The 14,588-nt window shown below is 45.7% G+C and carries 13 protein-coding genes; all 13 read left to right on the top strand.

Annotation, left to right across the window (positions count from 1 at the left end; translation table 11 throughout):
* Positions 1–26 precede the first annotated feature (26 nt).
* A complete protein-coding gene (flgE, locus tag LGZ99_RS19235) occupies positions 27–1,241 on the top strand; it encodes a flagellar hook protein FlgE (protein WP_021326486.1) in 1,215 nt (404 codons plus the stop codon).
* An 18-nt stretch (positions 1,242–1,259) separates the two neighbouring features.
* The gene (locus tag LGZ99_RS19230) at positions 1,260–2,015 is read left to right on the top strand and encodes a flagellar basal body rod protein FlgF (protein WP_023045733.1); all 756 of its coding nucleotides are present in this window, start codon (positions 1,260–1,262) and stop codon (positions 2,013–2,015) included.
* 23 nt (positions 2,016–2,038) lie between these two features.
* Positions 2,039–2,821 (top strand): flagellar basal-body rod protein FlgG, encoded by a 783-nt coding sequence (flgG, locus tag LGZ99_RS19225; RefSeq protein ID WP_023045732.1) that lies wholly within the window; start codon positions 2,039–2,041, stop codon positions 2,819–2,821.
* Between the two features lie 72 nt (positions 2,822–2,893).
* Positions 2,894–3,646 (top strand): flagellar basal body L-ring protein FlgH, encoded by a 753-nt coding sequence (locus tag LGZ99_RS19220; protein ID WP_036838317.1) that lies wholly within the window; start codon positions 2,894–2,896, stop codon positions 3,644–3,646.
* A gap of 12 nt (positions 3,647–3,658) precedes the next feature.
* Positions 3,659–4,768 (top strand): flagellar basal body P-ring protein FlgI, encoded by a 1,110-nt coding sequence (locus LGZ99_RS19215; protein ID WP_036838319.1) that lies wholly within the window; start codon positions 3,659–3,661, stop codon positions 4,766–4,768.
* Positions 4,768–5,709 carry a flagellar assembly peptidoglycan hydrolase FlgJ gene (gene flgJ, locus LGZ99_RS19210; RefSeq protein ID WP_021326480.1) on the top strand — a complete coding sequence of 314 codons (942 nt, stop codon included), beginning with the start codon at positions 4,768–4,770 and terminating at the stop codon, positions 5,707–5,709. The genes LGZ99_RS19215 and flgJ overlap by 1 nt, the downstream gene beginning before the upstream one ends.
* Before the next feature lie 130 nt (positions 5,710–5,839).
* Entirely contained in the window at positions 5,840–7,477 is a 1,638-nt protein-coding gene (flgK, locus tag LGZ99_RS19205; protein ID WP_036838320.1) for a flagellar hook-associated protein FlgK, read from the top strand.
* A 79-nt stretch (positions 7,478–7,556) separates the two neighbouring features.
* Positions 7,557–8,522 carry a flagellar hook-associated protein FlgL gene (gene flgL, locus LGZ99_RS19200; protein ID WP_021326478.1) on the top strand — a complete coding sequence of 322 codons (966 nt, stop codon included), beginning with the start codon at positions 7,557–7,559 and terminating at the stop codon, positions 8,520–8,522.
* Positions 8,523–8,976: 454 nt separating this feature from the next.
* Positions 8,977–10,950 carry a type VI secretion system Vgr family protein gene (gene tssI, locus LGZ99_RS19195; RefSeq protein ID WP_036838323.1) on the top strand — a complete coding sequence of 658 codons (1,974 nt, stop codon included), beginning with the start codon at positions 8,977–8,979 and terminating at the stop codon, positions 10,948–10,950.
* The gene (locus LGZ99_RS19190; RefSeq protein WP_023045728.1) at positions 10,943–11,776 is read left to right on the top strand and encodes a DUF4123 domain-containing protein; all 834 of its coding nucleotides are present in this window, start codon (positions 10,943–10,945) and stop codon (positions 11,774–11,776) included. The genes tssI and LGZ99_RS19190 overlap by 8 nt, the downstream gene beginning before the upstream one ends.
* Before the next feature lie 33 nt (positions 11,777–11,809).
* Positions 11,810–12,079 (top strand): type VI secretion system PAAR protein, encoded by a 270-nt coding sequence (locus LGZ99_RS19185; RefSeq protein WP_036838326.1) that lies wholly within the window; start codon positions 11,810–11,812, stop codon positions 12,077–12,079.
* Between the two features lie 9 nt (positions 12,080–12,088).
* Positions 12,089–13,684 (top strand): hypothetical protein, encoded by a 1,596-nt coding sequence (locus tag LGZ99_RS19180; RefSeq protein WP_262979459.1) that lies wholly within the window; start codon positions 12,089–12,091, stop codon positions 13,682–13,684.
* Positions 13,681–14,588, top strand: a 908-nt coding sequence (locus tag LGZ99_RS19175) for a hypothetical protein (RefSeq protein ID WP_262979458.1), incomplete at its 3' end; no start/stop codon positions are given. The genes LGZ99_RS19180 and LGZ99_RS19175, both read left to right, overlap by 4 nt.

Below are 14,588 nucleotides of genomic sequence, written 5' to 3'. Positions count from 1 at the left end.
AAACGAGAATTTTAACGGAGAGTAATATGTCTTTTTCACAAGCAGTGAGTGGCTTGAATGCAGCGTCAGCTAATCTGGATGTTATAGGTAACAATATCGCTAACGCAGCGACATATGGCTTTAAATCCAGTACTGCTGCCTTTGCTGACATCTTTGCCGGTTCTCAGGTGGGGCTGGGGGTAAAACTGTCGGGTGTTAATCAGAACTTTAAAGATGGTACGACGACTACCACCAATCGCCCCCTCGACCTGGCGATCTCGCAAAGTGGTTTCTTCCGTATGCAGGACAGTAATGGCGGGATCTACTACTCCCGTAACGGCCAGTTCAAAATGGACGAGAACCGTAACATTATTAATATGCAAGGCATGAAACTGACTGGCTATCCGGCAGTAAGTATCAATGGGGGGGAGCCACAGATTCAAAAGGGTGCTAACCCGGTAGCGATTACGGTATCTCAGGATATGTTGGCGGCTAAAGCGACCACCGCGGTGACGATGCAAGTGAATCTCAATTCGATGCATAAAGTACCAACAGAAGCTTTCTCCCCAGACAAGCCGGACTCTTATAACTACCCTAACACGATCACTGTTTTCGACAGTCTGGGCAACCCGCATGGTATCAACGTTTTCTTTGTAAAAACAAAGGATAACGAATGGCAAGTCTATGCGCGGGATGGGGATGTTGCCGGTGCTAAAGAAGCTCCACTCGGAACCTTGAAATTTGATGGTAATGGTAAAGTCATTGGTAATGATAACCAGTTCACGTTTAACGTTCCTCCGCTGAATGGTTCTTTGGCTTCGAATATTACTATTGATTTTAACAACAGCCGGCAGCAAAAAATTGATGCTGACAGCGTAATTAAACCAACCCAGGACGGTTATGCCGCCGGTCAGTTTACTGGCTACCGTATTGAGAACGATGGTCGTGTTATCGGTACCTATTCCAATCTGCAATCTCAGTTGCTTGGTCAGGTTGTACTGACTAACTTTTCCAACCCGGAAGGGCTGGCAGCGCAGGGTAATAACGTGTGGGCAGAAACCGGTGCTTCAGGCAGCCCGATGGTGGGGACTGCGAACTCAGGCAATTTTGGTAAATTGCTCAGTGGTACATTGGAATCATCCAACGTTGATATGAGTCAGGAACTGGTCAATATGATCGTGACTCAGCGCAACTACCAATCTAATGCTCAGACCATTAAAACTCAGGATCAGATCCTGCAAACGCTGGTCAGCCTGCGCTGATAGTTTCAGGATAGCATTATGGATCATGTCATCTATACCGCAATGGGCGGTGCTCGTCAGACACTGGAACATCAGGCGGTGACGGCAAATAATCTGGCAAATGCATCAACGCCGGGTTTTAAGGCACAACTGGCTGCATTGCGGGCGGTTCCCGTTGAAGGGGCCGCCTATAACACCCGTACTTTGGTTGTGGCTTCAACACCGGGTGCTGACCATCGTCAGGGGCCGATGAACTATACTGCCCGCCCGCTTGATGTGGCTGTTGGGCAGGGGGGGTATCTGGCTGTTCAGCTTGAAGATGGTTCTGAGGCTTATACCCGTAACGGCAGCATTCAAATTTCATCGGGAGGTCAGTTAACTGTTCAGGGTCACTTGCTGGTGGGTGATAACGGCCCGATAGAGGTTCCGCCACAGACTGAATTAACACTGGCTGCTGATGGTTCTATCTCTGGGTTGATTGCCGGCGATCCTCCCACTCAGTTAGGGCTGCTTGGTAGAGTGAAAATGGTGAAACCTGAAGAGAGTCAGTTGGTCCGTGGCGACGATGGCCTTTTCCACATGACTGAACAGGCGCAAGAGTTACAGGGTGATGTCTTACCTGCCAGCGATGAGGTGAAATTAATACCTGGTGTGCTTGAGGGAAGTAACGTCAACCCGATGGAAAGCATGGTAAGTATGATTGCCAACGCTCGTCGCTTTGAAATGCAGATGAAAGTTATCCATAGCTCAGATGAAAATGCACAACGTGCCAATCAGCTCTTATCAATGAGTTGATTTAGACACAGAGGATAAAACTGATGATTCGATCATTATGGATTGCTAAAACTGGGCTAGATGCCCAGCAAACTAATATGGATGTGATTGCCAATAACCTGGCGAATGTCAGCACTAATGGTTTTAAACGTCAGCGCGCTGTTTTTGAAGATCTGCTTTATCAGAACATTCGCCAGCCAGGTGCTATGTCATCGGAACAAACCCGCTTACCTTCTGGTTTACAGATAGGTACCGGGGTTCGTCCGGTATCGACAGAACGTCTGCACAGTCAGGGGAATTTATCCCAGACCAATAACAGCAGGCATGTTGCGATTAAAGGACAGGGGTTCTTTCAGGTTCAGTTACCCGATGGCACCACGGCTTACACCCGTGATGGCTCATTTCAGACAGATCAGAATGGGCAACTGACAACCGCTGGTGGTTTTCAGATTTTTCCGGCAATCATAATCCCTGATAACGCCATAGAAATGGGCATTGGCTATGATGGTTTGGTCAGTGTAAAAGTGCAGGGCCAATCTGCTCCTCAGCAGGTTGGGCAACTTACCTTGACAACCTTTATCAATGACAGCGGGTTGGAAAGTATCGGTGAAAACCTTTATCTGGAGACAAACAGCTCTGGGGTGCCGGCTGAAAACACGCCGGGAATCAATGGCGCCGGGTTACTCTATCAGGGATATGTAGAAACATCTAACGTCAATGTCGCTGAAGAATTGGTCAACATGATTCAGACTCAGCGTGCTTATGAAGTTAACAGTAAGGCTGTGTCAACTTCTGATCAGATGCTGCAAAAGCTGACTCAGTTGTAACCTAATCATCAATCAGAACCACGGGGGAACGTAGTTTCCCCGTTATTCAGAGATAAATTAAGAGCATCGAAGATGGATACAATGGCTGTTGCCGAGACCAGCGCTGTTTGTCAGTCCCGCAATTTACGGAAAAATGCGATAAATAAATGGCGTTGCAGTATAGCACTGGCGGTATTGTCACTCACGGGCTGTGCCTATATCCCGCAAAAACCTCTGGTTGGGGGGGCCACAACCGCAGCACCTTCCGCGGCAACCGCGCCAGTACCGAATGGCGCCATTTTTCAGGTAGTGCAGCCTGTTTATTATGGTTATCAGCCGTTATTTGAAGATCGCCGCCCACGAAATATTGGCGATACCCTGACGATTACTTTGCAGGAAAATGTCAGCGCCAGTAAAAGTTCTTCTGCTAATGCCAGCCGTAACGGGAAAACGACTTTTTCCGCTGCACTGACTCCCCGCTTCCTGAAAGGGTTAATAGGTGGAGATAAAACTGATCTGGATATGGAAGGTGAGAATACTTTCGGCGGAAAAGGGGGCGCTAATGCCAATAACACATTCAGAGGTACGATTACCGTGACAGTTGATCAGTTACTGGCAAACGGCAACTTACATGTTGTTGGTGAAAAGCAGATTGCCATCAATCAGGGAACCGAGTTTATCCGTTTCTCCGGGGTGGTTAACCCTCGGACTATCAGTGCCAATAATACCGTCAGCTCTAATCAGGTCGCGGATGCCCGCATCGAATATGTGGGGAATGGTTATATCAATGAAGCGCAGAACATGGGCTGGTTACAGCGTTTCTTCTTGAATGTCGCACCGTTTTAAAAGGGGATGGTTATGATAAAACAATTTGCTGTCAGCCTTCTTCTTGCATTGCTGACTCTGATGACAGTCCCTGCATCGGCGGAACGTATCCGTGATCTGACTACGGTTCAAGGGGTACGTGAAAATGCGTTGATTGGTTATGGGTTGGTTGTCGGATTGGATGGGACCGGTGACCAGACCACACAGACGCCATTTACCACCCAGAGTTTAAGCAATATGTTATCCCAGTTGGGGATCACGGTTCCTCCAGGAACTAATATGCAGTTGAAAAACGTGGCTGCTGTGATGGTAACGGCAAAATTACCACCATTTGGTCGTGCCGGACAGAATATTGATGTGGTGGTTTCTTCTCTGGGCAATGCCAAAAGCTTGCGTGGCGGTACTTTGCTGATGACACCACTAAAAGGCATTGATAATCAGATATACGCTCTGGCTCAGGGCAATATTCTGGTTGGTGGCGCGGGTGCCAGTTCTGGTGGCAGCAGTGTGAAAGTGAATCAGCTGGCGGGGGGCCGGATTAGTAACGGTGCGGTTATTGAGCGTGAGTTGCTAACACAGTTTGGTGAGAATGGCACACTTAATCTTCAGTTAAATAACGAAGATTTTTCCCTGGCGCAGCAAATCAGCGACGTGATCAATCGTATGCGCGGAACGGGGACAGCAACGCCGCTGGATGCCCGCACGGTGCAATTACGTATGCCGAAGGATAGGAGCGAGCAAGTTAAATTCCTTTCTCATGTGCAGAACCTGACTATCCGTGTTGATGTGGGTGACGCCAAAGTGATTATTAACTCCCGCACCGGCTCGGTGGTGATGAATCGCAACGTTATGTTGGATAGTTGTGCCGTTGCTCAGGGAAATCTTTCTGTCACTGTTGAGAATCAGGTTGTGGTTAATCAGCCAAATACCCCATTCGCAGGTGGAGCGACTGTTGTCACCCGTAATCCCAGTGTGGCTGTCCGTGAACAGGGTGGTTCGTTGCAGAAGGTTAACGCCAGTGCGAGTTTGAATAGTGTTATTCAGGCACTGAATGCATTGGGTGCGACACCGAATGATTTAATGTCGATCTTACAGGCAATGGAAAGTGCGGGTTGTCTGCGGGCAAAACTGGAGATCATCTGATGAGTGATTTTTCAACCCTGTCCGGTGCTGCTTATGACGTACAATCGGTTAACGCACTGAAATCCAGTTTGGCAAAAGACTCACAGCAAGGGCTACGGCAGGTAGCCCAACAAGTGGAAGGTATCTTTGTTGAGATGATGCTGAAAAGTATGCGTTCGGCTCTGCCTAAAGATGGCATTCTGAGCAGTGAACAGACACGCCTTTATACTTCGATGTACGATCAGCAAATTGCGCAGAATATGTCTCAGAAGGGGCTGGGTTTTGCCGATATGATGCTCAAGCAGCTTTCTAACGCCAATACCGCGCCGAGTGAAATGGCTGGGAAAATGCCTATGACACTGGATAACGACGTTTTGCAAACATTGCCAAGACCGGCGCTTGAGCAATTTATCCGCCGGACGGCGCCGAAACCTGCGGCTGCACTTAAGCCGCTTCCCCTGAACAGTACCAACTTTGTCTCTACGCTCTCGGTTCCCGCGCAAATAGCCAGCCAACGCAGTGGTATTCCTCATTTGCTGATTATCGCTCAGGCTGCGCTGGAGTCGGGCTGGGGGCAAAGAGAAATCCTGACTGCCGACGGTAAGCCAAGCCATAATCTGTTTGGTATTAAAGCGGGTAAAGGCTGGAAAGGGCCGGTAACCAATATCCTGACCACCGAATATATTAACGGCGAACCACAGAAAATGAAGGATAACTTCCGTGTTTATGGTTCTTACGTAGAAGCGATTACAGATTACGTCAAGTTACTGACAGAAAGCCCCCGTTACGCCAACGTTGCCAGCTCGGTTACGCCGGAGCAGGGGGCTTATTCTCTGCAACAGGCGGGCTATGCAACCGATCCCGGCTATGCGAAAAAACTGGTCTCTGTTATTCAACAGCTGAAAGGTGCCGGAGAGCAGGCGGTGAAAGCGTATACCCACGATTTAAGTAAACTGTTCTGATCCACATTTTGCTCAAGTTTTGTTGAGTTCAGCCGATAAATTATAACAGTTCAGACACTGTTTTTACCTATCTGAAGGGTTGTTTGCCGCCACCAGCGGAGACATAACTAAAACGCAAAAGGATCTACTGATGTCCAACAGTCTTATTAATACCGCGATGAGTGGCCTTCAGGCTGCTCAGATTGCTCTGGGAACAGTGAGTAATAACGTCACAAACGCCCGTGTTCCCGGTTATAACCGGCAATCAACAGTTATAAATCAAAATGGTGGTACGATGACATCCATTGGCTTTATGGGAAATGGTGTTACTGTCACCAATATTAACCGTCAGTATAATGAATTCATTAATAATCAGCTTTCTGCCTCTCAGGCGAAACAAGGTGCATTGACCACATATTCCCAGCAAATTTCCCAGATTGATAATTTGCTGGCAGATAAAGCGAATAGCCTTTCAAACACCATTGATGACTTCTTTACCAGTTTAGGAAATATCATCAGTAATGCTGAAGATGACGCAGCCAGAACAACAACTATCGGTAACGCAAAGGGGCTGGTAAACCAGTTGAAAAGTGCGGATACCTTCCTGCGTAATATGGAAAACAACATTAATAAGGGCATAACGGATAGTGTTGATTCCATCAATAACTATGCTGAGCAAATAGCCAAACTGAATGGTGAAATTACCCGAATGAAGGGCGGTAGTAGTGCTGAACCAAACGCATTGCTTGATCAGCGGGATCAATTGGTCAATGGGCTGAATAAGCTGGTTGGTGTGAGCGTAACTCAGCAGGATGGCTCTTATAATGTGACTTTTGCCGGTGGGTTGACGCTGGTTCAGGGGACAACCGCATACAAAGTAGAACCTGTTTCATCTAATGCGAATAGTAGCCGTATCACGTTGGGTTATGATCGTGGTTTTGGTGACGTGGTTGAGATTAATGAAAAATTCATTAATCAAGGTGAATTAAGTGGCACATTACGGGCGCGTAGTGAAGTGCTGGATAATTCCCGTAATCAGTTAAACCAATTAGCCTTGGTATTGGGCGATCAATTTAATCAGGTTCACCGTGCTGGTTTTGATTTGAAGGGCAAACCGGGTGAAGATTTCTTCACATTTAATAACCCGGATGTTATTTCCAATAGCAAAAATAAAGGTTCTGCCGATTTTAAAGTGGAATATGCAGATACCACGGCGGTAAAAGCCAGTGATTACCATATCAGCTACGATGGTGCTAATTGGAAAATACAACGTGCCTCTGATAAAGCCGATATTTCTGCCAAAGTGACGGGTAATACACTGGAATTTGATGGATTGAAAGTTGAAATTAATTCAACTAATGCACAAGTGAATGACCAATACACACTGAGAGCGGTCAGCGGTGTTATTGGCGGCATGGAAGTTAATGTTAAAGATGCGTCACAATTTGCTGCTGCCGGTACTAAAGACTCCGGGCCAAGTGATAACGTCAATGTCAAAAAACTCGCTGAATTGCAGAGTAAAAAACTGGTTGATGGTAAAGCCTCATTTTCCGGCGCTTATGCTTCGATGGTCAGTACGATTGGTAACCAGACCAACACCGCCAATGTTGATTTAAAAACTCAGAGCAATATTACTAAGCAGCTTTATGCTGAACAGCAATCTGTTTCTGGTGTCAACATGGATGAAGAGTACGGCGCGTTGCAGGGTTTGCAGCAATATTATCTGGCGAATGCGCAAGTGATCCAGACAGCTTCAACGTTGTTTAATGCCATTTTAGATCTCCGATAAACGTGGCATTCATTAAAAATAGCCTGAGGATGGTCAGATATCCTGGGCGTTTAGCTGAATATTTGAAAGGAGTGATATCGTGCGTGTAAGTACCAATATATTGTACGACCAGAAAATGATTGGCATCACTTTGGCTCAGTCAAAATGGATGCAGCAGGGAGCACAGCTATCCAGTGGTCAGAGAGTGATAAACCCATCAGATGATCCTATGGCCGCGTCTCAGGGCGTGATGATAGCTCAGGCTGAATCTCAGAATCAGCAATATATGACGGCTCGTTCATTTGCCAAGAACGCGATTTCTATGCAATTAAGCGTCGTATCCAAATCCGTTGGTGTCGTACAAAATGTCAGTGAAAGCCTTGTCGCCACAGTAAACGGTATATTGAGTGATGAAGACCGTAACTCGCTGGCTATCCAACTGGAAGGTTTTAAAGAACAACTGGTTAATCTGGGTAATTCGACTGATGGTAATGGCCGCTATATTTTTTCCGGCTATAAAACGGATGTAAAACCTTTTGATGAGAGTAAAAGCGGTGTCGTCAGTTACAACGGTGGTTATGAGGAAGTGACTCAGAAAGTGGATAGCAACCGCTCTATGATTATCGGGCATACTGGGAAGCAGGTATTTCTCTCGTCTACCAGCAACCCGGTAAAAGAGCCGGATGGCAGTCCCAGTGAATCTGATATATTCAAAACTATCGACATGGCGATTCAGTCATTGAAAACGCCACTTCAAGGGGCAGATCAAGAAACTCGTGATAATGCGATGGAATTGCTGAATAAGGCAAGCCGTGGCGCCCGTAATGCGCTGAATAATATTTCTTCTGTGGAATCAGTAATTGGTTTACAACTGAAAGAAATTGAAGAATTAAACAGCCTGGGCGCAGAACGTAGCCTGGCAAATAAAAGCCGTTTGAGTGAGCTGGTCGATGTGGAATGGAACTCGACGATTTCTAATTATTATCAGCAACAAGCTGCGCTTCAGGCATCATATAAAACATTTACCGATATGAAAGGCATGTCGCTGTTTGAGATTTATCGTTAATTCTGTTTTCCTGCTTATCTCTTGCTAATTAATCGCTGGTTTAAGCCAGCGATTCCTGTTAATTCAATTGGGTCGATGTCGTTAATTATATACCCTTCATCTTTCAAGTTGCTGCTTTGTTGGCTGCGTTCACTTATTTATTAATATCCTGCATGAATTCCTATTCTTGCCAGAAGGAAATCTTGTTTTTTCGAAAAAATAAGTCGATTTTTCCTTCCCTTTTCTATTCTCCCATTCGTATGTTAGTTAACCAAACCGATGGTGGTTGATAATTTTAGGCTGTAGGAATGGGTAAGCGCTCGGTCGAAATAGGGTGGATAAAAGCTGGGCTGATTAACCTGCCGGTAAAACAGGTTCGGTAATCATTTGAGTCAATGTAAGGTGAGATTATGGTTATTTTAAGCGATTTCTTTCATTTCTTGAGCGTCAACCTCGCTCTGTCAGGAGGAATATAATGGCGGATTCAGGACTGGTTTTTACCCTCACCGTAGGTAATCTCCCGGAGCAAACTTTTGCTGTGGTTGAATTCACCCTTAATGAAGCGCTGTCAACGTTGTTCTGTCTGGAAGCCACGTTAACCAGCGCTGATCCGGATATTGATTTTGCTGATGTGCTGGATAATTCCGCCACACTGACCGTTTATCGCGACGGGCAACCGGAGCGCAGTGTGACCGGGATTGTGACGCTGTTTGAACAAAGCACGACAGGGCGTCATCGCAGTCATTATTCCCTGACACTGCATCCGGGTTTATGGCGTGCGGGATTACGGGTTAATTCCCGCATTTTTCAGCGCCAATCCGTTGCCGATATTGTCGGAAAATTGCTGAAAGAAAATGGGGTCAGGAACTTCGTTTGTAACCTGCGTTATGAACATCCTGAGCGGGAATTTTGTGTTCAGTATGATGAAAGCGACCTGGTGTTTCTCCAGCGCTTATTGGCGGATGAAGGGATATTTTATTACTTTGTATTCAACCCGGAGCAGGGTGAACCGTTAGTGGTTTTTTTTGATTCTCATCGAATAAATGGTAACCATTCACTGCCCTACCATCCAGGAAGGGATGAGACAGGAAGCCAATGCTGTATTAATCAATTTCGCTGGCGTGAACAGGTCGGCATTGCGAAGGTTTTTTTGCGTGATCGTACCTTTAAAAATCCTGTTTGGGCAGCCGAGTATTTCTATCACGAACGTCAGCTTAACCATCAACGCTCAGATCTGCACAGTTACTATTACTATGATTTTCCCGGGCGCTATAAAGACGAAACTGGTCAGCGGATCAGTCAATATCGTCTGGAAGCCCTTCGCCGTGACGCGATGCTCGGTCACGGGCAAAGTGACTGTTTTGTCCTTTCGGCTGCTTCGGGGTTTACACTGACCGATCACCCGAAAGAGAAATTTAATACTCTCTGGCAAGTGATTGAAATCAGTCACCACGGCAGACAACCGCAGGCGGATGGATCCTGTTTTGGTGAGAGGGGGACGAGCCTGACCAACAGCTTCACCTTTGGTGACTGTTACCGGGTATGGCGTCCTTCACCTTACCCCAAACCGCGCATTGACGGCTTGCAAATCGCGACCGTGGTTGGCCCGGAAGGGGAAGAAATCTTCTGTGATGAATACGGGCGGGTACGGGTGCAGTTTGCCTGGGACGAATATGGCAAATTTAATGATCACAGCTCCTGCTGGATTAGGGTCAGCCAGGCTTGGGCCGGCCAGCGCTGGGGCATGATTGCCATCCCGCGCGTGGGTCAGGAAGTACTAGTAGATTTTTTGCATGGTGACCCGGACCAGCCGATTATTATTGGCCGAACCTATCATGCCAGTAACATCGTGCCGAACCCGTTACCGATAGCAAAAACTCAGATGTCAATCCGTTCAAAAACCCATAAAGGAGAGGGTTTCAATGAACTGCGGTTTGAGGATGAGAAAGATCGGGAAGAGGTGTTTATTCACGCGCAGAAAAATCTGGCGATTCAGGTCCGTAATTCCCGGGATGAGAAAATTAATTACAACCGCACAACCACGATTGGACATGATGACGAACTGGCGGTCGCCAATAACCGTAAAGTGACTGTTGAGGGGCAACAGGAACATAAAACCACCGGTGATTATATTGCTCAGGTTGACGGTGACAAAGCCTTGCAGGTTAAAGGCGATGTGATACAGAAAATACAGGGCGTATTCAGTATCGATACTAATGATGACATCACAGTAGAAAGCGGCGGCAAAATCACCCTGAAAGTGGGTAATAATTTTATCGTTATTCATGCGGGTGGTGTGGATATTAAAGGCCCGTCTATTAACCTGAATTCTGGGGGCAATCCCGGCGTCTTATTACAACCGGTTAATCCGGCTATTTTGCAAAGTGCCGCTCATGCCGGTTCGATGTTTGTTGCACATTGTCCGATGGAGAAAAATCACAATGGTTAAAGAGAAACTTTATGCCGTCGTTGACGCTGCAACTGAATCGAGGTTGCTGCTTATATTGGGGCATTTTAAGCCTCCTTACACTTGTCTTTATGATGAATCTTTATCGCCTGAATTACTTAAGGTTGCACCTTATTTAGTGGAGGTCACAGAAAGGTTTAAACTCTATCTGGAGGAGTGGAAAACGCCTTGGGGGATTTACTTGAGTACTCAGGCGGACATGAAAACATTACGTCGACATCTGCGTAAGCATTTACAAGTATTATTACCCGGTCAGGATAAACCGGTATTCTTCCGGTTTTATGATCCGCGCAATATCTGGGATTTTCTCAATGTACTTAGTGACTGGGAAATTCACTGCTTTATGGGGCCGATAGATAAAATTGCCACTAACTATCAGGGCAATATTCAAAGCCATGATTTTCTCGCTGCCAGAGAACACTATCCGCAAGGCGCCAGCAATAAAAGAAAGCTATTGTCGATTACGTCAGAACAACTGGAAAAGATTGATGCTGCTTTTGCTGAACGTTATGTACAGACATTGGTGGCGTCGGTTATCGAATGGGAAATTATTGAGGGTTTTGATTACGTCGGTTATATCCGGGTACTGGTTACCGAATTAAAAAATATCGGTATTACCGATGATCACAGTATCCGGGGAATACTGAAATTATTCTTTTCACAAAGACACCGGTCTGTTGAAGAATCGCCTGCCCATTATAAACGTATATTGAATAGTATCGGTGAGCCGGGGCATATTCGGGCTGAGAAACTGTTATTTCAGGAGTTAAGGCGTTCATCATCACCTTGGTTCCAGTTTAAGGACTAATTATTTTAACCTTGTGAGATATGAGGAGGGAATATGGGTAATGCGGTAAAAATTGGTGATATCGGTACGGCACATGATGATTGTCAAGCAACGCCGGTTATTTCGGGATCTACCAGTGTAAAAGCCGATAATATTCCTCTGGCTCGTCAGGGGGATATTTTGGCACCTCATTCATCCCATTCACGAATAATTGCCGGTGGTTCCAGTACCGTTTTTATTGACGGTAAATCCGCTGCGAGAACCGGAGATGCGGTGAATTGTGGCGGAATAGTGATTGGTGGTGGTAGTGTCAATATTGGCTAAGGAAAAAACATGCTCTCAGTTAATATGAAAAGTGCCGTTTGCGATTGCAAAATCCCGGACCCCTGTATTCATAAATTAACCTTAAAAGTCGGTAAACGGGTTTTTATTTATCACCAGATTGAACCGATAGGGGATATTTGGGTGGTTGATGAAGCCGACGGTATTCCCGTGGCGATTTCCCTGGTGGGAAAACGGTGTGTATCTGACAATCCGCAGTGCCCGAAAGCGATTTTTTATAGCCCGGATAATCCGGTGTTTCAGTTTTATGAATTGGCTAAAAACCCGATAAATGGTCCGGGTACCGAGGATAAAATCCATTTTTCCAGTCACACTTTACTGGTTGATCCGATAGAAAATGATCCGCTGGGCTTTATTGAATCGTCACTGTTTCAGCCAGGGGAGCTGAGTCATTTGCCCCATACCGATTATATTCTTGAGCTGACGCAATGCTACGGCCAGCCTTTTGTCACGCGTTCATTCCCGTTGGCGGACAATAAGGTGAAGGCGTTGTTATTGGGTCCGGTTGATGCGCTTTACACGACAATCCATGTTTTGCCGCAATATGAATGGACGCTGGAGGTGACGATAGGGGCAGAGCAGGAAGTCCGGGAAAGAAGTGTGGCGGAAAGAAAAGCGGAGGCGCTTGAGGAAAGGAAAAAAGCCAATCCGCATGCGAAAAGGCCGGGAGAAAACTGGCATAAACGCACGGCGGGTTATGAATTAACGGACACGTTAACTGTCGAAGGGAGTTTTGCTTACACGTTAGGCCCCTATTCCCATACTTTCACACATGAACTGGAAAAAGAGTTTAAAACCAAACGCAGGAAACTGGGGTTAGTGGATAAAGGGCTTCAGGCGGTTGAGACATTACAAAAACTGTTTTCCAGTGAAGGCAGTCAGGAAATAAAACTGCTGGACATGGAAATCCAGACGCCGGAAATAAAATTAAGTGGCGGCAGTAAACTGGTAAATGCTACGCATGGCAATGAGGCATATTTTGAACAGGCGGTTGCGGTGGAATTAGCACCGCTGATTGGGATTAAATTACGGCTGGATTTAATTCAGGCATTTGCCACGGAGTTCGGTGTTGAGAAATTAATCGCCTTAATTCGTGAGCAGGGGTTAAAAGGAAAGGCGGCGGTAGACGACGGGCGGGACGGCGCTTATCTGGGGGCGCAATTAGATATGGTGCTGGAAGGAGCGTTAAATCTGTCGTTCAAATATGCCGGCAATGAAGAGCGGGAGATGGAATTCCAGTTGGGGGATATGGTCAGGGGTACGCTGGCGATTAGGGCGGAAACCAATATTCAGGCGGGCTTTAAATATTATCTGGTGGAAGGATATTTTAAAGCCGGTGCGGATATTGAAGCGGAAGGGTGTTTTGAATTGGATAAGCAAGATAATGGGTTATGTTTGGTGTTTTTCCATGAGGGGATCGTTGCCAGTTATTATGTGGAGTATGGGGTGGGAAGTAAGCCATCTAAAAATAATGGTGATTCTATTGAAAATAAAACCAATGTGGACACCAAGAGGCAGAAAAAATGGGAGATATATCCGAAACTGCCGAAAGAAAAATCGGCATATAAACTGAGGCTATCGCAATGAGTAAAGTTATTTTGTTTTTTGTGGCCTTATTTTCATTATCAGCTTATGGGGGAAATGCGATGGATACAGTTAAATATATTACTTATTTAGAAACAAACCGTGCTTATTGTGTTCTTAGAGTCAATGGGATTTATACTTTAAGTAATTTGGGTTCAATTACAGGGACCATCTCGACGGGTTACAATGTTGCTCCGATATTGCAAAATGGTAAAAATACTATTTATATTGAAATAGCGCCGTTCAGAAATGCAAAAGAGGGGTATGTTTATCAAGAAAAAGGTACTGAGTGCAAGGTTAGATTGGTAAGGGTAACTCCTTATGAGTCTGATGAAGTGACTAATATTATCGCCAGTGTGGCAGATAAAAATGGTACGTTGGAACCAACCAGCATGAAGTCCATTAATTTTAATATTGATACCACTCAGTACAGCAAAATTACGGAGAAAAATCTTAAAGATAGGGGATTTTATTATGCGCAGCGGACAGTGACATTAAATGATCTGCCTGTCTGGGCCTGGACGACGGCTACCCCTTTACCGGAGACAGCGGCAAGCACTGAACTGGTTAAAAAAGCCTATGAGGATATCTGGAAAATCATGAAAAATAAAGATTTAGTTGCTTTGCAACATGTTACCAAAATAATGTTATATGAACATGCGCAGGCCAATAATAGTACGGAACAAAGTTATTTTGATTCTTATGACTTTAAGCGAGATTTTGATAACGGTTATCAGGCAGTGCCGATTGATTGGAGTAAATATAAATTAGTGCGTTATCTGGACGGGCGTTTATTCAGATTCCAGCGTGAGCATAGTAATAATTCGCCATTATTATTTGAAAATAAAAATGATAGCGAAGATGGATTCACATTCAGCCCCTATTTTTCTTTAATCAATGGAAAAGT

This window comes from Photorhabdus temperata (assembly GCF_025384845.1).
In the GTDB taxonomy this organism is placed as follows: Bacteria; Pseudomonadota; Gammaproteobacteria; order Enterobacterales; family Enterobacteriaceae; genus Photorhabdus; species Photorhabdus temperata.
The sequence above is the reverse complement of the archived record's forward strand: the minus strand, read 5'-3'. Positions and strand labels throughout refer to the sequence as shown.

Bases quoted from the DNA above. Each gene is read 5' to 3' on its own strand.
- flgG (WP_023045732.1), top strand. From the start codon at position 2,039: ATGATTCGATCATTATGGATTGCTAAAACTGGGCTAGATGCCCAGCAA.
- LGZ99_RS19220 (WP_036838317.1), top strand. From the start codon at position 2,894: ATGGATACAATGGCTGTTGCCGAGACCAGCGCTGTTTGTCAGTCCCGC.
- LGZ99_RS19190 (WP_023045728.1), top strand. From the start codon at position 10,943: ATGGTTAAAGAGAAACTTTATGCCGTCGTTGACGCTGCAACTGAATCG.
- tssI (WP_036838323.1), top strand. From the start codon at position 8,977: ATGGCGGATTCAGGACTGGTTTTTACCCTCACCGTAGGTAATCTCCCG.
- LGZ99_RS19185 (WP_036838326.1), top strand. From the start codon at position 11,810: ATGGGTAATGCGGTAAAAATTGGTGATATCGGTACGGCACATGATGAT.
- flgK (WP_036838320.1), top strand. From the start codon at position 5,840: ATGTCCAACAGTCTTATTAATACCGCGATGAGTGGCCTTCAGGCTGCT.
- LGZ99_RS19180 (WP_262979459.1), top strand. From the start codon at position 12,089: ATGCTCTCAGTTAATATGAAAAGTGCCGTTTGCGATTGCAAAATCCCG.
- flgJ (WP_021326480.1), top strand. From the start codon at position 4,768: ATGAGTGATTTTTCAACCCTGTCCGGTGCTGCTTATGACGTACAATCG.
- LGZ99_RS19230 (WP_023045733.1), top strand. From the start codon at position 1,260: ATGGATCATGTCATCTATACCGCAATGGGCGGTGCTCGTCAGACACTG.
- flgE (WP_021326486.1), top strand. From the start codon at position 27: ATGTCTTTTTCACAAGCAGTGAGTGGCTTGAATGCAGCGTCAGCTAAT.
- LGZ99_RS19215 (WP_036838319.1), top strand. From the start codon at position 3,659: ATGATAAAACAATTTGCTGTCAGCCTTCTTCTTGCATTGCTGACTCTG.